Source organism: Flavobacterium sp. LAR06 (assembly GCF_041946075.1).
Classification (GTDB): Bacteria; Bacteroidota; Bacteroidia; order Flavobacteriales; family Flavobacteriaceae; genus Flavobacterium.
Map to the genome: position 1 here is coordinate 151480 of NZ_JAUTYT010000009.1, position 22846 is coordinate 174325.

At 36.2% G+C, this 22846-nt stretch carries 14 protein-coding genes; 8 read left to right on the plus strand and 6 right to left on the minus strand.

The window, feature by feature from the left end:
* Positions 1 to 97: 97 nt before the first annotated feature.
* Entirely contained in the window at positions 98 to 2206 is a 2109-nt protein-coding gene (locus Q7C23_RS14430; RefSeq protein WP_375033192.1) for a hypothetical protein, read from the minus strand.
* Between the two features lie 601 nt (positions 2207 to 2807).
* Here Q7C23_RS14430 and Q7C23_RS14435 point away from each other — a divergent pair.
* From Q7C23_RS14435 to Q7C23_RS14465, 7 genes are all read left to right on the plus strand, one after another.
* Complete coding sequence (locus Q7C23_RS14435; RefSeq protein ID WP_375033193.1) at positions 2808 to 3722, plus strand: alpha/beta fold hydrolase; 915 nt, start codon at positions 2808 to 2810, stop codon at positions 3720 to 3722.
* A gap of 86 nt (positions 3723 to 3808) precedes the next feature.
* The gene (locus Q7C23_RS14440) at positions 3809 to 4321 is read left to right on the plus strand and encodes a RidA family protein (RefSeq protein WP_375033194.1); all 513 of its coding nucleotides are present in this window, start codon (positions 3809 to 3811) and stop codon (positions 4319 to 4321) included.
* 692 nt (positions 4322 to 5013) lie between these two features.
* Complete coding sequence (locus tag Q7C23_RS14445) at positions 5014 to 5571, plus strand: RNA polymerase sigma-70 factor (RefSeq protein ID WP_375033195.1); 558 nt, start codon at positions 5014 to 5016, stop codon at positions 5569 to 5571.
* Between the two features lie 116 nt (positions 5572 to 5687).
* A complete protein-coding gene (locus Q7C23_RS14450) occupies positions 5688 to 6608 on the plus strand; it encodes a FecR family protein (protein ID WP_375033196.1) in 921 nt (306 codons plus the stop codon).
* Between the two features lie 72 nt (positions 6609 to 6680).
* Positions 6681 to 10070 carry a SusC/RagA family TonB-linked outer membrane protein gene (locus Q7C23_RS14455; RefSeq protein ID WP_375033197.1) on the plus strand — a complete coding sequence of 1130 codons (3390 nt, stop codon included), beginning with the start codon at positions 6681 to 6683 and terminating at the stop codon, positions 10068 to 10070.
* Between the two features lie 20 nt (positions 10071 to 10090).
* On the plus strand, positions 10091 to 11626 hold the full coding sequence (locus tag Q7C23_RS14460) for a RagB/SusD family nutrient uptake outer membrane protein (RefSeq protein WP_375033199.1): 1536 nt from the start codon (positions 10091 to 10093) through the stop codon (positions 11624 to 11626).
* A gap of 235 nt (positions 11627 to 11861) precedes the next feature.
* Positions 11862 to 13685, plus strand: coding sequence for an alkaline phosphatase (locus Q7C23_RS14465; protein ID WP_375033200.1), 1824 nt, complete (start codon positions 11862 to 11864; stop codon positions 13683 to 13685).
* A gap of 111 nt (positions 13686 to 13796) precedes the next feature.
* On the opposite strand, the gene Q7C23_RS14470 is transcribed toward Q7C23_RS14465, so the two are convergent.
* Positions 13797 to 17939 carry an HYR domain-containing protein gene (locus tag Q7C23_RS14470; protein WP_375033201.1) on the minus strand — a complete coding sequence of 1381 codons (4143 nt, stop codon included), beginning with the start codon at positions 17937 to 17939 and terminating at the stop codon, positions 13797 to 13799.
* 363 nt (positions 17940 to 18302) lie between these two features.
* Here Q7C23_RS14470 and Q7C23_RS14475 point away from each other — a divergent pair, with 363 nt between their 5' ends.
* Positions 18303 to 20054 carry an alkaline phosphatase D family protein gene (locus Q7C23_RS14475; protein WP_375033202.1) on the plus strand — a complete coding sequence of 584 codons (1752 nt, stop codon included), beginning with the start codon at positions 18303 to 18305 and terminating at the stop codon, positions 20052 to 20054.
* A gap of 327 nt (positions 20055 to 20381) precedes the next feature.
* Here Q7C23_RS14475 and Q7C23_RS14480 read toward each other — a convergent pair whose 3' ends face one another.
* From Q7C23_RS14480 to Q7C23_RS14495, 4 genes are read right to left on the minus strand one after another with little or no spacing between them, the layout of a single operon-like run.
* Positions 20382 to 20873, minus strand: coding sequence for a 4'-phosphopantetheinyl transferase superfamily protein (locus tag Q7C23_RS14480; RefSeq protein WP_375033203.1), 492 nt, complete (start codon positions 20871 to 20873; stop codon positions 20382 to 20384).
* Positions 20870 to 21124: an acyl carrier protein gene (locus tag Q7C23_RS14485; protein WP_375033204.1), complete on the minus strand. Its 255-nt coding sequence runs from the start codon at positions 21122 to 21124 to the stop codon at positions 20870 to 20872. The genes Q7C23_RS14480 and Q7C23_RS14485 overlap by 4 nt, the downstream gene beginning before the upstream one ends.
* A 4-nt stretch (positions 21125 to 21128) precedes the next feature.
* Positions 21129 to 22403, minus strand: a complete 1275-nt coding sequence (locus Q7C23_RS14490; RefSeq protein WP_375033205.1) for a beta-ketoacyl-[acyl-carrier-protein] synthase family protein — start codon at positions 22401 to 22403, stop codon at positions 21129 to 21131.
* Positions 22400 to 22837 (minus strand): 3-hydroxyacyl-ACP dehydratase FabZ family protein, encoded by a 438-nt coding sequence (locus tag Q7C23_RS14495; RefSeq protein ID WP_375033267.1) that lies wholly within the window; start codon positions 22835 to 22837, stop codon positions 22400 to 22402. The genes Q7C23_RS14490 and Q7C23_RS14495 overlap by 4 nt, the downstream gene beginning before the upstream one ends.
* Between the last annotated feature and the right edge of the window lie 9 nt (positions 22838 to 22846).

Sequence of the window (22846 nt, forward strand, 5' to 3'; positions counted from 1 at the left end):
GTTTTTAGTATTAAATGAAATAAAAAGGGGAAAATTATAAGGCTTAAAGTATTTCTTCTGACCTGCATTTCCCCCATAATAGTAGATCTGGTAAAGATTATCCAACTGTAATTTTTACTGTTATATAGCCAATGTTATCTGCAAAGCCTGCTCCGTAGATACCATTTAAATCATCATTAATGCACAACTGCAATTCACCCTGAAGGTTTGCGGGTACAGTAGCGCCCATACCAATAAAAAAGATGGTTCCGTTTACTTTTCCAATTAGAGAGCCTTCATTTTGACCCGGCATTGTATAGCCTGCCTGAGCAGCAATAAAGTATGGATTTCCCGAAGCATTATACAATTGTCCACCATTGTCATATGGATTTGCTGTCCAAAGACCATCTTGATAAGCAACATTGACCGGAGTTTCAGGTTGTACAATTACACCTGTATTTTGCCATTTAACATTGGCTTGTATTTTTGTAGGCGATACAGTAAGCAATGCGGGCATTGCGGGACTTTGCTGTTGCCCGGGATTGGTAATAAAAACTCCATGAGGACCCGCAGCGGCATTCAGACCTACACTTACACTAATAAATAATGCAGTATAGGTGTTGGGCATACTGTTTCCCGGTACAGCATAGGTAATATCACTTTGGACAGAATTTACAATTGCTGTAATGTTAGGATCGTCAAAACTTACCGTTGGATAAGTAGAAGGATTACCAGCACTGGCAGTACAAGTATCGCAAATCAACACCATATTGACTCCGTTTGCTGAATTAAAGATTGTTGGCGGAATGAAGGTACTGTTACTCAAAAGAGAAATAGGATTATTCACAGGATTTGGTACACTTGTATTGTACATAGCATTAAAATAATCCTGATAAAAAAGTTGTAAAGGCTGGGCAAAAGTGACATCGGGCGTACCCACAGCATCATAACCTTGTGGAACTGTTGGACTATCATAACCACTGGCAACAATTTGCATTTTAAAAGTTGACGCGACTTGAGATCCCCATTGAATTTTTTCTTTATTTATATATATATCGCTGATAGTGTAGTTTTTACCTGCCGGAACTTCAAATACAGCGTGTAATATAAAATTACCCGGCATTTGGTTACCATACTGATCATTCAGGTTTTTAGATCCGCGTACAATATTCCAGAATGTAGCAGCATCTGTACCATCGGGAGTACTATAATTTGTGAAATCAGGCATTTGGATATAAAGCCCCGGTGGATCTGCAAGAGTAACTACCTGTGAAGGTAAATTTGGGATTATTGTATGACCAGTAACAAGATTGTTTACAGTACCTCCAATATTGGGATCACTATTTCGATTTTTTTGTCCGTATTGGGCATCACATAGTAAGTTATTATATAACCTAGAAGGCCAGGCCGTATTCCCTGTTGTACCTGACGGATTATTACGCTGTACGGTTGCTGCAGTAGCCAGCCCAATTTCTGTTTGCAAAGTGTTAGGTGTGCTGGTTAAATGTATGGCACCTCCCAAATTATCGTTTGATACCGGTCCGCTGTTCCATTTATTTAATGGATTATAAATTGGTCCCCCTGTAACAGGGTTTACGGCACCCGGCAAACTTAAATCTTCTAAGGTGATTTGCGGCTTATTTAATATAGACTGATAAAGCGTTAATACCTTGTTGGGATCAATAAGCCAAAGACTATTCCAGTATTCCGGATTTTCACAGGTAAAATCAATACGTGTAATTTTATTTTGGGAATTACGGGTTACTGCCCATTCACAATACTCATCCTGCCAGCCTCTTGGACCATAAGGAAAGTAAGGTATAGTTTTGGTAGGTGTGGTGCATGGATTGTTATTAATTAAATTTATCATGTTACCGGTATCTGCCATTTGGTTTAATTGATCTTGCGAAGCATCCGGGAAATTAAAAGCTAGTCTTCCCGGAAAAGCAAACCAGGTAACATTGTGGACAGTACTTTTTGGATTGTTTTTTACCGGATTGTAGTAATTTGTAACAGCTGGAGTATTGGTAGAATTCCACGGGTTGCTTAACATTCCCTGTTGCGTAAATTCATCCAGATTTGCACTCCACAGTTCATTCAACGCAGTTTGCTTTGAAGAATCACCGTAAAAATCCTGAATACCAGCTGGTGTTCTAAATTGAAAATTGCTGTTTGCTTCATTGATAACAGCAACATCCTCTTGCTCGTTTGTGTTTTTGGTTTCCATAATATTAGTTTATTTTTTGTGTTAGTCCTACTCGTATGGCTTTTCAGAAGTCGCCCCTGTTTTTTGAAGTGGATTCAGGACTCCACTTTTTTTTAAGGCTTGAATTGGGAATTTTATGGTGTACAGAAAGAGTTGTACAATAGAGGAGCTTATAAGGGTAATTTTTTCAGTAGTAAAATTAAAAACAATTAATGTAAGAATTTAGCGTAAAAATACCTGTTTTAATTTGTTGATTGTTAAATAATTGTAAATAAAGGATGATAATTTTGCTACAATTAAAATGAAAGAAGCTGTCTCAAAATTGAGGCAGCTTCTTTTATTTTAGTTTGTTTTTAAGCTTTTTTAACATACTGTTTTTCTATCTTATAAGTGTTATTTATAAGGTATAAAAATTATTAATTTGATTTATATTACAAGATTAAGCAATTTTGTCCTGTCAATAAGAAGTAAAACTTAGACGTTGAAAAAAATATCCATCATAAAGCGAAAATTTGCCATTTCATCGCGAAAAGCTTTAAAAGATCTTTGCTTTATAGAATTGACATCATAATATTAGTAACCAATTAGAAAATTAAAATTTAACAATTAAAACGTAAAAAAAATGAAAACCAATTTAAAAACAATCGTAACAAGTCTTGCAGTGTTCTTAGTAGTAATAGCAACTGCATTTTCTCAAAGCCAAAGAAAACCCGGAGGTTTAGAAAGAGAAGAATTTATTGAAGTAGAAAAAAATGTAAAATTGCACGTAACAGATTTGGGAGTAGGTAAACCGGTGGTCTTGATTCATGGATGGCCTCTAAGTGATGCAATGTATGAATACCAGTATGCAGCGCTTCTTGAAAAAGGGTATCGCGTGATCGGAATTACATTGAGAGGTTTTGGTCTTTCAGACAAACCGGGTGGTGCTTACAATTATGATGTATATGCAGATGACATCAAAGTAATTTTAGACAAACTTAAAATTGAGAATGCAACTATCGGCGGATTCTCTATGGGAGGTGCCACTGTGATTCATTATGTAGCCAAATACAATGGTGCCCATGTTTCAAAATTGGCTTTGTTTGGTGCAGCAGCTCCACTATGGACTAAAAGAGCGGATTTCAATTATGGATTCTGGACTAAGGAAGATGTAAACGGTTTAATCGCACTAAACAATACCAACAGACCACAGTTATTTGAGAGTTTCGGAAAGATTTTTCCAGCCAATGAAAGCAGTGTATCTCCTGGTTTAGGTGCATGGTTGGGTACAATTCAGGCACAGGCTTCTCCTTTTGCTATGGGAGAATCTCTAAAAGCACTTCGTGATTCTGATTTGAGAGAAGATTTGAAAAAGATCAAAATACCGACTCTTATTTTACATGGTACTCAGGACAAAATATGTTCTTATGAACTAGCAGAGCAGATGCATAAATCAATTGCCAATTCAACTTTAGTGCCTTTTGAGAAAAGCGGTCATGCCTTATTTATTGAAGAGCTTCCTAAATTCAATTCAGAATTAATCAAATTCATTCAATAAGCACTATATAATCAAAAAAGGCTGTCTTTGAAAAGATAGCCTTTTTTAGTTTGTGCAACTTTTTTATAACCTTAATTTTAATTCAAATGAAAAATATATTACTGCTACTGCTTTGTGTGGCAAACTTTAGTCTCTCGGCACAGACTGCCGATCAAAGAATCAAGCAATTGGAGATTCAATTGCCAGAGCTTCCTGATGCGCTAGGGAGTTATGTGGATATGGTTCAGGTAGGAAAGATAATTTATCTCTCAGGAAAAGGCCCCCTTAAAGCCGATGGTACTTACATCAAGGGAAAAGTAGGGCAAGATCTAACCACCGATCAGGGCTATCAGGCAGCAAGGCTTACAGCCATTAATCAATTGGCAGTACTTAAAAAAAACCTGGGGAGTCTGGACAAAATCAAGCGAATTGTCAAAGTTAACGGCTATGTCAATGCGGCGCCTTCCTTTAGCGAACAATCCAGGGTTATCAATGGTTTTTCGGATCTCATGACCACAATATTTGCCGAGAAGGGCAAACATGCACGCACTTCGGTTGGAGTGGCTTCATTACCGCAGCAGATGGCTGTCGAAGTAGAGATGATTGTAGAGATCAAATAAAGGTCTTGTTCACCCTGCTTTTGACCGCAATTCCCATGGGGAGGGCTCTCAGCGTCTGATTTACTTTGAGGGCATGTTTACAGTAAAGCAGCAACTGCTCTCGGTAGTACTTTTTTGATGCGTCTTACTGATTTTAAACTGCTGCGTCTTTACGGGCTTCGCAGTCTGGATTATCAGTTTTGCTTTTTCGTCCTGAGTCCCGGCCACACCCTGATGCGATGTGAGTATGCATTTTTGGTCCGTACTCCATTATGGGATTTTCTTTTTAGGCGCTATGTGCAAAAGGTGCTGCAGGATCGTATTAGTGCGTTTTTAGTTTCCATGTCCAAAAAACTTTCCTATTGCAGCGATTTTCAACAAGCAGAGGGTATTAACTTTTTGAAGGAAAAAGAAAGTTATTAAAAAACTTGAATTCCCTGATTTTGCTGAGTGTTTTATTTTGTGTTCTCTAAATGACTTCATAACATCTCAGAGACGTAATGTTAATACAATGTTTTATAATCGGAACATTTTATTAATGTAACCGTAACCTTATCGACCTACCCTGATTTCTAATTTTGAAGACATATTATAAAACAACACACTGTACTATATGTCATTTTTAAAATTAAGAATACATCAAAAAAAAATAATGAGAGTTGGTGCTTTTACTACCCTCGTACATTCAGTAAATAATGCAAAACAAATGTGTTATGTATAAGAAGTTTACTGATGAAGAACTTGTTGAATTATTACGACAAGGGAAGGACAAAGCGTTTGATGAATTGTACTTTCGTTATCGGGATGTATTGGTTCGCTTTGTTTATATGCGAATGAAATCTGTTCCGGTTTCTGAAGAAATTGTTCAGGAGGTTTTTACTACGATTTGGGAACGTCGAAAGACTTTAGTTATTCAAAAGAATTTTTCAGCTTATATCTACACTTCAGTTCGATATATGACTTTAGATTATATAAAGTCACATACTATTACCGACCAATATATCAAGGAGGTTGTCCAGAGAAGCAATAATGAGTATAGCAGTACTAGTACAACTGAAGCTTCTATCTACTATGAAGAGCTACAAGAAGCGGTAGATAAAGCCACTTCCTTACTTCCCAAAAAATCCAAAGAAGTTTTTATTCTGAGTCGCATTAAACACTACACTAATAAAGAGATAGCCCAAGAACTTAATGTTTCGCACGAAACCGTAAAGTATCATATTGCTTATGCGTTAAAATTTATGCGAAGCTATTTGGGCGAATTCAACTAACAACAGATTTACAAATTTAAGGTTTGCGCTTTTTTTCTTAACAAAAGCGTAACCTTATCAACCTACCCGAAATCAACATTTCCGAGACATACTAATAAAGAGTTAAACAACTTATAATGCTTAAAAATTTACATCAAGATATAAAGCTTTTTTTAGAAGGTAAACCTTCCTTAAAAGGAGAAGAAATATGGAATAACTGGTACGATAACCAGAAAGATTTTTTTGATCCCACTGTAATTATTGAATCTGATCGTTCAAAATTAAAAATGGAAATCAGAAAAATAAAAAAATCAAAGAAGGTGTTTTTTCTTCAGAATAAAAATTGGGCTATAGCAGCTTCTCTGTTATTATTAATGGGGCTTTCCTTTCTTGTTTATCAATCATCTGTAAGCACAATTACCAAACAATATGCTACAAAGCCTGGAGAACACGCTAAAATAATGTTAAGTGACGGAACTAAAATTTGGCTAAATGCAGGAAGTCTTTTAAAATATCCTGCCCAATTTAAAGGAGATACAAGAGAAGTTTATTTAACCGGTGAAGCTTTTTTTGATGTTGCCAAGGATAAAAAACATCCTTTTATTATTCATACAGATAAAATGGATACCAAAGTTTTAGGAACCAGCTTTAACGTTCAGGCATATCCGGATCATACGACACAAGAGGTTTCTGTTTTAACCGGAAGAGTAAATGTAAAATCGATTGTTACCCAAGAGAATGTGTATGTAACTCCCGGTCAGAAAGTGGTTTTTAAATCGCAAAATAATAAACTGAAAGCCTTTACAGATATTCCGGTGAATTCCATTTCGCTATGGCGAAAAAACATCATTGTTTTTGAAGATGCTCCTTTGCCAGAAGTCATTGCAACAATTAATCGCAATTATAATGTAACGGTCGAAATTGGAAACAAGAATTTAAACAATTTAAAAATAAGCGCCTATTTCAAAGAACTACCTGTTGATGAGGTTGTTGCTTTAGTGTGCAATATCATAAACGCTGATTATAAACAGGAATCGGGAACTTACATCATACGATAACTTTTAAGAATCAAAAGAAACAATCTACGTAGAAAACCAATCAATAATCAAGAACAATTAAAAATTAAAAACATGACTAAAAAGCAAATGCGGTTTGTCGTAAACTGTAAGAGCGTTAAAAAATCTGTATTGATCAAAGCACTTCTTTTTGTGGTTTTATTCTTTATCGGATTAACAGCAAAAGCAGCCAGCGTAGATATCGGTAAGAGAGTTACTTTAAGAGTAGAGAATGAAAGTATCAAAAATGTTTTTCAGAAAATAGAAAAGCAGGCAGATGTACATTTTATGTATGAAACCAATCAGGTTAATACCAATCAAAAGATTAGTTTAAAACTGAATAATGTCACAATAGAGCAGGCATTAGATAAAATATGCAGCAATTTTTCGCTCAAATATGAAATTGTAAGCAATAATATAGTCATCAAAAAAAGCCACAAAATTTCTGATGCTGGTCAAAATAAAATCAGCATTTCAGGAACGGTTTACGGCAGTAATGATGGAATGCCACTGCCAGGTGTTGGTATTAAAGATAAAGGTTCTGATGCAGCGGCAACGACAGATTTTGATGGGACTTTTAAAATTGAAATAAATGCATCTGAAGCCATTCTTATTTTTTCGTATGTTGGATATGTTGATCAGGAGGTGAAAGTGACAGCGGCCGATAAAAACATCACGATCAAATTAGTAGCCGACGTGAAACAACTGCAAGAAGTTGTAGTTATGGGGTATGGAAGTGTAAAAAAGAGTGAAGTTTTAGGGTCCGTAGGATCTGTTTCTATGAAAGAAACTTCAAGCAGAACATACAACAGTGCTGCAGAATTACTACAAGGTACAGTTGCGGGTGTTACGGTGCTTAGTAATGGTGGTGACCCAACGGCTGAACCTACAATTAATATTCGAGGAATTGGTTCTTTGAATGCCGAAACGCCTTTGATTGTTCTGGACGGAATTATCTACAGTGGTTCTTTGAATACCTTAAATCCAAATGACATTGCTTCAATAAGTGTTTTGAAAGATGCTGCTTCTGCGGCAATTTACGGTGCAAGGGCTTCTGGTGGTGTAATTTTAATTACTTCTAAAAAAGGAGTTTCGGAGCGTATTAATCTAAATGTAAATTATCAGGGAGGTTTTCAAAACGTAGCCAAAAAGCTTGATGTTCTTAATGCAGCTGAATATGCCGATGCTATGAACTTAGCCAGAGATAATGCAGGTATGCCAAGAATTCCGGCTTTTGATCCTGCATTTGAACCAACTGCGAGAACTACAAAAACAAACTGGATGGATGAAATTTTTCATACTGGTGAAATTCAGGATTTGTCCCTTTCTATAAATGGTAAAACAGAAAAATCTAATTTCTTTGTTTCAGGAAGTTATAGAAAAAATGAAGGGATTTTATTAAATACTTTTGGTGAGCGTTATACAGCAAGAGCAAACTCCTCTTTTAAATTAGCGCCAAATTTCACCATTGGAGAAAATTTATCTTATTCGTTAACTAACGGTCAGAGTGCCAATACATCAAGCGGTTATACAGGTGCAATTTTGGCAGCCATTTTTTATCCGCCAAATGCAACAATATACAGAGAAGATGGTTCAGGACAATTTGGCGGAGTTCCGGAGAAATATATTGGTTCTTATGGAGATGTTATCAATCCAGTTGCCTATTTGAAAAGATTGGATAACAGAAATCCTGTATCGACCATTTTGATCAATCCTTATGCAGAATGGGAAATCATCAAAGGTTTAAAAGTAAAAACAAATTGGGGTTACACCAGGATTCAGGATAATGCAAAAGACTTTGCAGTAAAAATAACAGAGCCGGGAAAAATATTTGACTTTAACAGATTAACGCAAAAGTCAATTACAACCACTGATTTATTAGGGGAACAAACAATTTCTTACGAAAAATCTTTTGGAAAACACAATTTCAAAGCTTTAGCCGGATATACCTATCAGGAAACAAAGAGAGAATTTTATACGGTCGAAGGAACAGGTTTTGATAACGAAGATCCATCGCAGCGTTATTTGCTAAATGCAAAATTAATTCAGCAAACCGCAGCAGGATTTTCTGATGAAATTATTTCATCTTATGTTGGAAGGTTAAATTACGATTTTAATCAAAAATATTTATTCTCAGGAATTGTTCGCCGTGACGGAACTTCAAAACTTTTATCAGAGAATCGCTGGAAAGTTTATCCTTCTGTTTCTGCAGGATGGTTAATTTCTGAAGAAGAATTTATGAAAAACATTAACCCAATCGTAAGCAATTTAAAACTGCGAGCAAGTTGGGGACAAATAGGAAATTTAGGAAATCTTGGACCTTACCAATTTAGTGTACCATTGAATCAGACTCAGGCTTTAATTGGTTCAACTCCGGTAATTAATTACGGTTATGCCGAAGGTGAATTATCAAATCCTAACTTAAAATGGGAAAGCTCAGAGCAGACAAACATTGGTTTGGATTTTGCAATGTTAAACAATAGCCTGATCGGATCTGTAGATGCATACGTAAAAAAGAACAAAGACATGTTGGTTCGGGATCAGCTTCCGGGTGTTTCAGGAACTCCACAAGGTAGAATTGTAAATTCTGGAGATGTTGAAAATAAAGGTATTGAAGCTAGTTTGACGTATCAAAAAACGCGCGGAGAATTTAAGTTTGATGTAACGGCAAATGCTGCATTTTTAAGCAATAAAATTGTTTCTATTAAAGATGATTTAACTTCTCTTGAACCTTTAAATAGTAGTCGCGTTCGTAGTTTGCCTTTAGCCAATATTTATCAGGTTGGAAGCCCGGTTGGTGCTTATTACGGATATGCTACAGACGGATTATTTCAAAGTAATGCCGATGCAAAAGCATATGTAAACAGTTCTGGTACAGTATATCAGCCAAATGCAGTTGCAGGAGATATTAAATTTAAAGATGTAAACGCAGATGGTGTTATCAATAACAGTGACAGAGTAGTACTTGGAAATCCGTTTCCAAAAACAACTTACAGCTTAAATGCGAACTTTAGATATAAAGGTTTTGATATGAATATCTTCTTTAACGCAGTAGCAGGAAACAAGATGTTTAATGCTGTAAAATATACAGGTCTGAACGCTTCTTTCCCAGGATATAATTTATTGGCGGATTCTAAAAACGCATGGTCGCCAACAAATACAGATACCAATATTCCGGTTCTTTCTTCAACAGATAACAACAATAACTTCGGGAGAATCTCTGATTTTTATATCGAAGATGCTTCATTCATAAGATTAAAAAATGTTTCGATTGGTTATACGGTTAAAGAAAATTGGCTGAACGGAAAAGCGAAACTTAGATTTTTTATTTCGGGACAAAATTTATTTACAATTACGAATTATTCCGGAATGGACCCTGAAGTTGGTCTAAGCAACTTTGGTCTTGACTTGGGTAAATATCCACTTTCCCGTATTTATATGACGGGTGTAAATGCTACTTTTTAAAAAAATATAAAACAAATAAAATGAAAAATTTAAGTCTTTTATTATTGAGTTTTGTGCTTTTACTAGGCACTTCGGCTTGCGAAAGTGAACTTGATGTGATTCCGCAAGGAGCGCCGTCAAGCGGAAATTTCTGGAAAACGCCAGCTGATGCAAAAGCGGGAGTAAATGCGATTTATGCCTTATATTCGGATGACAATATGTACGGCCGTGGTTTTTTCTGGCTCAATAATGCCAGTGATGATATAGGAACCAAACCAAGACAAAATGCAGAACGTATCAAGAATTTTATTGTTGACGGAGCGGAGTCTGATACCAAAGATATCTGGAGATTGCACTATGAAGTAATGAAACGTTGTAATGATGTGCTTCGCAATATTCCTAAAATTTCCTTAGACGAAAAAACGAAAAACATGATGCTGGGAGAAGCTTATTTTAATCATGCTGTAATGCATTTAGAATTAGCGTATCATTATGGGGATGATCGCGCCGGGATCCCAATTCAGGACAGGGAAGATCCAACAAATGTATATGTACCACGCGCTAAAAATGTGGCAGAAAACTACGCATACATTGCAGCAGATTTAGTAAAAGCAGCCGATTTGTTACCGTATTTTAACGAGCTTACACCCGATAATTACGGACGTGCTCATAAAACAGCGGCCTGGGGATATTTAGTGCGTACCTATTTGTATGCAAAAGACTGGGACAATGCAATTAAGTACGCAAACCTGATTGTAAGCAGCGGAAAACATAAGTTGCTTGATAATTTTGAAGATGTGTTTAAAATAAAAAACAACTGGTCTGCAGAATATATTTGGTCTGTAACATCAAGTGCTGAAAACACAGGATTGGGTTCTATTTTTCCGGGAGTATGTCTGGAAGATAAAGGTTGGGGAGTTTACAACGGTTGGGGAAATTTTTATCCCACCAAAGAATTATTTGATACTTATGATCCTACTGATAAAAGACGCAGCGCTACAATTTTACAAAAAGGAGACACGTTCATGTATTTTGGTGAATTAGTAACTTTTAACGAAGGAAAATATGTTGTAAGTTCCAGTAACAGAACTGGCTATCAGTTCAAAAAGTATATGGAACCGTTCGGTTATCCAAAAACAACTTCGGGTGGAATTGATATTCGTTATGTAAATGCAAACGGAGATAAGCCTTCAACAGCTTTAAATGTACCTCTTTTACGTTATGCTGATGTAATTTTGATGTTAGCAGAAGCTAAATTAATGAAAGGTTTAAGTGCCGATACCGAAATAAACATGATAAGAAACCGTGCAGGTTTAGCAAGTATCTCGGGTGCAACATTAACAGATTTAAAAAGAGAAAGACGCTGCGAATTAGCGGGAGAATGGACAGATCGTCATTTTGATTTAGTGCGTTGGGGAGATGCTCAGACTACGTACGCAAAACCTCTGCACCATTATAATGGAAGTGTTATTTATCCTGCCCGTAATTTTAATCCTGCTATTCACCATGTTTGGCCAATACCACCAGATGAAATTGCAGTGAGTAAAGGAGCGCTTACTCAAAATAAAGGCTGGTAGTTTGTAGTTTCAGTTAGTTTGTTTTGTTTTTTTACGCTGCAAGCTTGTTGTGGAGCTTGCAGTTGTAAAGAAAGCAACAAATGATTTTATATAAAATTGGCCAGTCTTTAAAAAAAAAGGCTGGTTTATTTAGTAATACAACCTTAATAGATTCATAAAAACGATGTAACTGCAACAAATTACTTTCGTTATAAAGTTACCTACAACTTTAAATAGCAATCAAAATAAATTTTCAATGAAAAAAATAATAGCCCTTTTTTGCCTCCATTTCTTCACATTTGCTCAAGCGCAGCAGTATAGCTCCAGCAATATTCATTCGCATAATGATTATGCAGATAAACTTCCTTTTTACGAAGCTTATTCGAATGAAGCCGGTGTTATCGAAGCCGATGTTTTTTTAGTAAATAACGAATTGCCCGTTGCCCATACTTCAAAAGAAATTACGACTTATAACACGCTTAAAAGTATGTATTTGGATCCTTTATCCAATAAATTAAAGACTTTAGCAGGAAAGGCATATCAAAGTAGTAAGCCTTTAATTTTAATGATCGATGTAAAATCAGAGGCCGATGCAACTTTAAAAGTAATTGTTCAGCAGCTTAAGTTATATCCGGATCTGATTTCGAATAAAAATCTAAAAGTAGTTATTTCCGGAAACAGACCATCTGTTGCGAATTGGAAAGAATATCCTGAGTTTATCTATTTTGACGGAAGACTGAACGAAAATTATGCTCCGGAACAATTGTCACGTGTCGAAATGATTAGTGAAGATTTAAAAGAAATCACGATTTGGAACGGCAAAGGTGTAATGACACAGGCAGATGCTGAAAAAGTGCAAGCGATCATTAAGAAGGTGCACGATCAAAATAAAAAAATCAGGTTTTGGGGTACGCAGGATAATGTGAATACCTGGATGACTCTGATGAATTTAAATGTCGATTATATTGCAACTGATAACGTTCCGACTTTGACACAATTCATTAAAAATATTAAAACTACTTTTTATCAAAATACCGAGTTTCATGAGGCCTATATTCCTAAAAATGGATTGGCATTTTCTAAAAAGAAGCCTAAGAATGTAATTCTATTAATTGGTGACGGAATGGGATTGACTCAGATTTATGCCGGTTATACAGCAAATAAAGGGCAATTAAGTTTGTTTAATATTCCTACTCAGGGACTTTCTATAACCAAATCTTCAGATAGTTATATCACAGATTCAGCTGCCGGAGCAACAGCAATGGCAACAGGACATAAAACCAATAACAGATTTATTAGTGTCGATGAAAACGGAAGGTCTCTGGAGGTAATCACACAACAACTGGCTAAGAAAAATTATAAAACCGCTATTATTTCAGCAGGAAATATTACAGATGCGACACCGGCCGCTTTTTATGCCCATCAACCCGAAAGAAGTTATAGTGAACCTATAGCTCAGGATTTTTTATCCAATCCTTCCGATATTTTGATTGGAGGAGGACCAAAGGAGTTTTATTCAAGAAAAGATGGAAAAGATTTATCTAAGGTATTGATAGAAAAGGGATATACTTTTTCGGACAAGTTCAGCAGTCTGGATACTATTAAAAATAATCGATTTGTAGTTTTAGACGATGCTTCAGTAGTTTCAATGAAAGCAGGAAGAGGTGCGTTTTTGACCCAATCTCTGGCTAAAGCAACCAACACTTTCTCACAGTCAAAGAATCCGTTTTTTATAATGGCCGAAGGTGCTCAAATCGATTATGGCGGACATCAGAATAATGTCGAATATGTAGTGCGTGAAATGCTGGATTTTGATAAATTGGTTGGACAGGCAATGGAATTTGTAGACAAAAACCCGGAAACACTTTTAATTGTTACTGCTGACCACGAAACAGGAGGACTTTCTTTAATTGACGGAAATATAGAAAAAGGATATGTGCACGGAAGTTTTAGCACAAACGACCACACCGCAGTTCCGGTTCCTGTTTTTGCTTACGGCCCTGGAGCTCAAAATTTTATGGGTGTCTACCAAAATACAGCTATTTATAGTAAAATAGTAGAGGCCCTTTTTACAAAGTAATTCTGTAAACAGCTTTGCAGTCAAGTTGAGGAGAACCCCAAAATTTTAGTTTACAAAAAAATGCCAGATCCTGTAAAGGAATCTGGCATTTTTGCTATAAGGGAAGTTCTTTTATTTTTTGATTATTTTATCAATAAATAGTATTTTGTTGCCTGTACTTAAAGTATATATATAAATACCTTTTCTAAGACGACTTACATCGATTTGCACTGTGTTTTGAGTTGCGTTTCCTGTTATTTCTACAGGTGCTGCAACTAAAAAGCCTAAGAGGTCATACAATTTTAACGACATATTTTTTGGTTTATCCGTTTTTATGGTAAAATTGACAAAATCAGTTGCAGGGTTAGGATATGCTTTTATTGAAAATCCTCCGTTTGTTCCATGATCTGGCGGTAAAGCTTTTACAATATCTACGGTAAAAGAACAGCTCGTTGTATTTCCTGCCGCATCAACTACTTTGAAAGTATTGGTAGTAGTACCTAATGGAAAAACACTTCCTGATGCCAGTCCTGATGTTTGTGTAATAGTAATACCGGAGCAGTTGTCAGTTGCTATAGGAGTAGAATAGGTTACGATCGCTCCATGTAATTTACCCTCTTTTTTCTGGATAATGTTTTCCGGACAGCTTAATATTGGCATTTCAGTGTCCGTTACAATGATATTAAATGAAGATGTTGCTGTATTGCCAGATGCATCCGTTACTTCAAATGTATTGGTTGTTACTCCAACTGGGAATACATTCCCTGAAGCTAATCCTGCTGTCTGAACAGTAGTTGCTCCTGGGAAATTGTCAGTTCCTATTGGGGCTACATACGTAATTTTTGCTCCGCATATTCCTGTATCATTACTTTGCGTTATTGTTGCCGGTGCTATAATAACAGGTAATTCTTTATCAGTTATGGTTAGCGACTGATTAACAGCAGCAGCGGCTAAATAATATTCATTTCCTAATTGAGAAGCCGTAATGGTTACGGTTCCGGCGCTTATTATTTGGATTTTCCCGTGAATAATTTTTGCAATAGCTTCATTGGAACTTACATAAGTAATCGCTAAACCAGAGGTGGCCGTAGCATTCAGATCATAAGAGGTAGCCTCTGTAATAGTAATGGGAGGGAAGTTGATGCTTTGTGCTGCTTTTTTAAGATCAAAACGTGCAATAACAGGTCCGTGATCCGATGTTGTATTTACATAATTGGCAATATCCAAACGGGGGTCATAAACGGCAACAGAATTTGGGATATACTCGTTTGTCAGTTCATTAGAAATAATAATGTGATCTAAAAAGCCGCCGGAAGATAAATAGCTATAGGCTCCTAATTTACTGATTTCTAAAGTTAAAGCATTATAACGATCAGTGTCTTCTACCATTTTTTGATACGACGAAGGATTAGGAGTAATAACAGATACATCGACATCATCATTATAATCTCCCAGAATCATAAAGTTTGCATTGGGATATTCTGCATCTAAACTGTCCTTTAAAAGTTCAGCGTCGTATTTACGCATATTGTATTTCGAAATATCAGTTCCACTGTTGGCACGACCATGAAGATCAATAATGTTCATTTCTTTTTTAACCCCGTTAATGTTAGTTTCGATATTCACTAAATAAGGCAAACGTCCTGAGGCAAAGAAACTAGAACTGTTACCTCCCGGATAATTAGGCAAAGTGGTATTTCCTGCACGAATATTATCGTACAAATCGTTAAACATAACACGGGTTTTGTTTACTTTGGTGGTTTGTGTATTGTAAATAACGACTAGTTTTTGAGGAGGGAATAAAGGATCTGGTGGCGAAAAGGAATAAGACCAGGCTGGAGAAATGCTCTTGTCGAATGTTTTACCATTGATGCTTATTTTTTGAATCAAAGTTTCCAAGGCAGCTTCATCAGATACTTCCTGAACTACATAAACATCGGCATTTAATTTATTCATTACTTTGGCTACATTATCAACTTGCAAAGCATCGTCAATTGGACCAAATTCCCCACTTGTTCCAACTACATCACTTCCAAAAAACTCTAAATTGTAACTTACAATATCGAAGGTTTCAGCTTTTGGAAAAGAGGAACCGCTAAAATGACCTATTTGCTGATTTAGTCCCGTAGAGGTAACTGTTAAGGAGCCTTCTAAATTTAATGCTTTTACGGAAGGGGCAAAACGCGCATAAATAGTTTTACCAACTAATGCATCGTTTGCAGAAATAACAAGACTGGATTGAAAATTGGTATTATCAAGAGCTAATTGATAATTAGAAGGAGCTGTGATCGTAAAATCACCATAACCTCCAGCCATGAAAATAAAGGATTGACTATCTGATGTTGAATTTGCGTTTGTTTCGCTAAAATTCAAATTAGGATTAGAAGCTAAAAATGTTGCTTCATTGGTAATACTAACATCATCGATTGTCCATTCAGCGGCATTATCTCCACCTGACGCGGTAGTTTCATATACCCAGGCCACATACGTATTATCGGTTTTATAAGCAGCTAAATTGATGAACTGCGACGCCTTAAATACTCCGGTAGTTGAAGGGAAATCACCTTCAAGTTCTGTCCAGGTAGCAGTTTCAGGGCTGCTTATTCCGTCGTAATCAACAGAAACCATTAATTTCAATTTGGGACCCGAGTAGAATTTACGGGAATAAAATGATAACAATGGGAATTTATAGAAGCTATCTAAATGTAATTTTGGTGAAATTAACCAATCTTTACTTGCTCCGTTTTCAGCGTAGCCATTTATTAATACTGCAGCTGGTGAACTATTAAAACGGCTGCTTGTACTAGCCCATTTAATTTTATCGCCTGCTACACTATAAGCAGTCCATCCACTGTTTGTAAGTACGTTTACATCATTAAAATTTTGAGAATAAGGATTGATCCCTACACCGGATACCAGTATCGTTTTAGTACTTGCCCCAAAAGTTTGGTGCTCTATTTGTCCTGAAAAATTACCCGTTGCATCAGGTGTAAATCGTACATAAACAGTAGGAGTATTATTAGTATCAAAATCTTGCACGTCAAAGACCAAAGAAGATTGAAAATTATCATTTGGATTTTTTGAAATTGTAAAATTATTTGAAGCACTAACAGTCACTACATCACTAAGATGCTGTCCCTGAATTTGATAACTGCTTGTTTTTGATGCAAAATTTTGTTCTGCAAAGCCAAAATCCAATGCAGTCTTTGTTGTTGATATTGAAGGCACTAAAACACTAGAAGTCGTAACATTCAGCTGATTACTATCGGTCTGCAGGTTGCCATAAAAATCTTCCGAAATAGCATATACAACATAATCAGTACCAAGAGTTAAATTCGAAATACTTTTAGTATAAGTCAAAGCGCTGTCCGTAACATCAAAAATACCAGATTGTAAGGCCGTATTTCCATTGGCATCTAAACCTGATTTTATTTGAGAAGCACTTGGTTTTGAACTTCCTGAGGCTAATAATACAAAATAAGATTTTCCAATTTCATTCAGTCCAATCGAAAAATCAAAACCATTGGATAGGATATTTTCTATTTTAGGAAACCCATCAGTGTAAGCAGGTGGCGTAATATCATTTTGAATAGTAATATTATCAATAGCAAAAGAAGGACGGGAGCCTGATCCTGAATTTTGCTTAGAAATCCATCTTAATTGAACAACCTCCTGATTGTCGCATTCAGGTGGTAAAATTACAGAAATAGTAACGGGATTTAAAGGAGAAGTAATCCCGGAAGTCGTTTGTTTAAAGGTATTGCTTAAATACGAAGTTGTAGGCAAAGTAGTAAAAATAGAAGAATTACCGATTCGATATTGCAAAACCATTTCATTAATACGGGTGTTGGCAGTTCCGTCATAAGGATTGCGAATTACCATAGCATCATATTGTACTATAATACCTGACTTTGCTACTGTGTTAATTGCTAAGCCAATGGTTAAGTCTAACGAGCCAGAGTTTAAAAATCCAATTTTCCCATTATAATTATGAACATTACCACTGGTAGTAGAAGCAGAGCTGCTGGCTGTCAGGGCTCTGTCTCCTATTAAAACGGCGTTGGTATTGTATGAACTTCCGGGAACTGTACTTGCTGTCCAACCCTGTAATCCTGAGGGATATGTGGTTGAGGTAGGTTCTAATAAAGAAAAATCTTGTACATAAGGCAAATTTTGAGCTACCGGAGATGTTCCCTGAGCAAATAAGGACATTGAGAAGCAACAAAAAAGACTTAAAAAAGCCATGAGATGGCGCGTTTGGTAAAAGTGTTTCATTTTTTAAGAAATAAGGTTGTTAAAAATCAAATTTAGAGTCTTTAAAGTTAAGCTATTATTATAAAATTTATAAGTTTATTGTAGTTATTTACGGATTTTTCAGATAAAAGCTGCTTGTTTGTTGGTGGAAAAAACTGATAAATCGGTCATTTTTTTTATTAATATGATCATTAGATTTGGAATAAACCGGTCATCTGGCTTTAGTGCAGACAGAGCTCTGAGTAATAATTTTTGTTTAGAAATCTTGAACAGATAAATAATTTATTATAGTAAATGGATTGTTAATATTAATGTAAGGTAATTTTAAAAATGCCATAACTTTTGTTCTGATATTACATTGTTTTTTTGATGAAAAATTTTTTTATGGAAAATAACAATGATTTAAGCAGAAGAAGGTTTCTTAGAAATTCTTTATTGGTTGCCGGAGGAGTTTTCATCGCTCCGCTTATTGAAAGCTGTAGTGATGATGATAAAACGGATAACAGCGGTGCACCAGATGGAATGAAAAATGAAGGGTTTGAGACAGGAGTAGCCAGTTTTGACCCGACTGAAACAGGAGTGATTATCTGGACAAGATATTCAGCAGGTTCAGATGCTGAGATAACCTGGGAGCTAAGTAAGGATGCCGGATTTTCCGAAGTACTAAGAAATGGGCAGGCGGGGGCATCATCCATGAATGATTTTACAATAGCGGTAGATGTTCAGAATATTACATCCAATACAAAATATTATTACAGATTTTATAATGCCAAAACCAAACAGGTCACTGTTACCGGAGAAACACGCACACTGCCGTCTAAAACAGATAGTGTAAATGATGTAAAAATGGCTGTTGTTTCCTGCTCTAATTTTCCGGCAGGCCTTTTCAATGTGTATGGAGCGATTGCTTCTTCAGATGCTGATGTAGTGGTTCATCTTGGAGATTATATTTACGAATATGCACCGGGACAGTATGGAACAAATCCTTTTACCAACCCGCTGGGCAGAGAACATAAACCAGCCAGGGAGATTACAAGTCTCAGCGATTACAGAGAGCGCTACAGACAATATCGAGGAGATAAAAATCTTCAGCTTCTTCATCAGAAAAAACCTTTTATATGTGTCTGGGATGACCATGAGTTTGCTAACGATACCTATAAATCCGGTGCAGACAATCATCAGCCTGCAGAAGGGGATTTTCAGATGAGAAAAATGGCGGCTTTTCAGGCCTACAGCGAATATATTCCGCTTAAAACAGGAAAAGATCTTAGAATTTACAGAAGTTTTAATTTCGGTACTATTCTTTCGCTTTATATGATGGATACCCGAGTTATAGCAAGAGATAAGCAGATGAGTTATTCTGATTATATTGATACTGGCGGAAATTTTGACCAGACAAAATTTAGAACAGATTTGTTAAGCACCAGCAGAAAATTAATTGGAAGCGAACAAATGACATGGCTGGGATCGCAAATCAATGCAGATACTGCTAAATGGAAAGTTTTAGGCCAGCAGATCCTGATGACAAAAATGCTGATTCCCGCAGAGCTTTTATTGCTTTTGAACCAAATTTTAGCAGAGGTAGATCATTTTGGAAGTGCGCAGCCGGCCACTATGCAGGCTCTTATAAATACAATTTCTGAACTTGTCGTTATTAAAATGAGACATAAACAAAATGACCCTTCTTTAACCGCTCAGGAAATTGCGAGAATTACAACGACTTTGCCCTATAATCTGGATGCCTGGGATGGCTATTTTGCAGAACGCGAACAATTGTATGCCATCCTTTCTGGAAAAAATGTTGTGGTGCTGGCCGGCGATACTCATAATGCCTGGATGGGGAAACTTACCGATATGCAGGGGAAATTTATAGGTACTGAAATAGCCTGCAGTTCTGTTTCATCACCAGGACTGGAAGCTTATCTCGGAATTACATCTGACCCTGCAAAAGCGATAGAATTAGCACAGGCATTTACAGTGCTGATAGATGATTTAGAATATGCAAATTTATACAAGCGAGGATATACCTATCTTAAATTTACAGCATCAGGTTCTGAAGCTGAATGGCGATTTGTAGATAATGTAACAACTGAAACCACCAATACTGTAACAGAAAAAAAATATACTATAGCATAATCTCATTTGGCACTGATTGCAGTTTTTTCAGAAGTGCCAAGAAAGAAGTGAATTAAATCGGGACAGGAGTAATCGTGTTCCGATTTTTTTTATTTTTATGCTATAGATTTGAATAGTAATAAACTAAGCATTGATTATGGATGGTAAATTGTAATGATATTTGGAACTGATTTTGCCAATTTTACGTTTTGATCCGTTTTGAAGGGAAATCTGAAATTAGAATTTTGGGCAAAAAAAAACTAATTTTCATTAGGACTTTTACAGGGAGAGCAGGAGGCCATTTCTTATTAGTAAATATTGGTTTTTTATTCCAAATTAGTGAGTAACTCAAAGGTTTAATGTTACTACTTTTTCAAACCTGCCGTGATGACTAATAGAAACATCCTGAAACGTATTAGCTAAGTACGGAATTCCATTATTATCTTTAATAATACCCTTGTTCTCGATCTCAATTACATTTTTTAAATCATCTAAAGAATTCACCGCTAACGTATGAATACATTCCTGCAAGAGAATTGTTTTTGTATAATAGACATTTTGAGCACAGTTCACTCTTCCAATAATGCAATTGTTGTCTTGTGAGAGTACAGAACAAGTTAACTTTTTAGGAATATATTCTCTTCGATTTGTTTGCCGATGGTAAATTTTATAAGCTGCTTCTTTCATGCTCCAAAATAACCAGACCATGATTTCAGGATCTGTTGCATTTGAAATCATTAATTGTTCCTTAGCAGTAAAGAGTTTTTGTATGAAACCTTTGCGCTGCCAATTGCTTTGAGCACGTGATTGTATGATATCGATGACATCATTGCCAATCATTTTGCGGCCAGTTTAGTTGCTATAATTTCTACAGCAGTTTTAACATCAAGCATACGTTGCATGTCAGTATCATCAATTACGATATTAAAAGTCTCTTCGATATCAAGTACGATATCGACGAGATTTGCTGAATTGATACTAAGATCATTAATGAAGTCAGTATCTTCGGTAAGATTGTCATAAGCTTCTGTATTTGTTGTGTACGGCTTTATAAGTACTTTTAATTGCGCTATAAGTTCTTCTTTGTTCATAGTATTATTTTTGAAATTTTTTAAAGATGATACAGGCATTTACATCACCAAATCCAAAACTTGCTTTGGCAATTATAGTAGAGGTAATGCTTATTGTTTTTAAAGGAATTTTTGAAGGATCAACAAGTGCAATAATTTCCGGATGAAGATCCTCGCAATTAATGTTGCCAAATATAAAATCTTCATGAAGCTGTAAAACTGCAGCAATACTTTCGATACTTCCCGCGGCGCTAAGGCAATGTCCAGTCATACTTTTTAAAGAGTTGATATACGGAAAATCAGTTCCGGTTCTTCCAAGTGCTTTAGTCCAGTTTTCAATTTCAAGACTATCTTTTGTAGTTGCAGTAAGATGGCCGTTTATGGCATCAATATCATTTGCTGAGATACCGGAATTATGAATAGCGCTGGTAATACATCGCTGCACCGCAGTACTATTTGGTGCGGTCATACTTCCGTTTCCGCGTTGTCCCCCGGAGTTTACATTTCCGCCCAATATTTCTGCATAAATGGTGGCGCCTCTTTTCAAAGCGGTTTCTAAATCTTCTATAACCAATGCTCCGGCACCACTACCGGGAACAAACCCTGCTGCAGAGGCACTCATTGGGCGGGATCCTCGTTCTGGACTATTATTATAGTTCGAACTGCAAACACGTAAAGCATCAAATCCACCCCAAATATAAGGGCCGCTATCACCAGTACTTCCTGCGAGTACTCGTTTTACTTGTCCGGATTGTATGCGATCATAAGCCATCAAAATAGCCTCTGTACCAGTGGCACAGGCTGATGAATTTGTGGTAACCTGATTCCCAAGTCCTAATTTTCCACCAAGATAAGCGCTTACTCCACTGTTCATCGTTTGTGCTACCACAGTGCTGCCAAGTCTTCGAACTTGTAATTCGTCTATTTTATAAATGCTTTCACGGAACTTATCAATTCCCGATGTGCCCGATCCAAAAATAGTTCCGCTGTTCCAATCCGGATTGTCGTTGTTTTCTATTGATAAACCGGCATTTTTCCAGGCTTCTATACCTGCGATAACGCCATATAAAATACCGGTGCTGTTAAAGCCTCTTAGTTCAAGTTCTGTAAAGTATTCCGATTTCAGTTCGTCTGATATTTGTGGCTGACCAACGATCTGACAAGAAAATTGTAATTCCTGCAATCGTGTATCATGCCGAATTCCGGAAACTCCTTTTTTTATAGCATCCGTAAATGCAGTAATCCCGACTCCATTGGGAGCCGCTACGCCTAATCCTGTTATTACAACTCGTTTATTCATAGTTTCTTTGTAATCATACCAGCCAAAATACCTTTACAGACTTCCACTCCGGCTTCGTTTTTCATAATTACATCACATTTCAATTTACCAAATCTAAAAAATGATTTCTGAGAAGTTACAGTTACTTTTTCGTTTGGATATACGGGCTTTAAAAATTGTACATCTGCTGAGGTAAATGCAATTACAGTCTCTTTGTTAAAATCATTTCCGAGTAAATAGATACCCAGACAAACCATACCGATCTGGGCCATTGTTTCCGTTAAAATTACACCCGGAGTTACAGGATTATCTTTAAAATGGCCATTATAAAAATCAAGATCTTCATTAAAAGTATAGGTTCCTGTTACACTATTTTCATCTGCATGCAATAATTCGTCTACAAATAAAAAAGGCTTTGTGTAAGGTAACTTTGCTATAATATCGTTCAATTCCATAATTTGTTT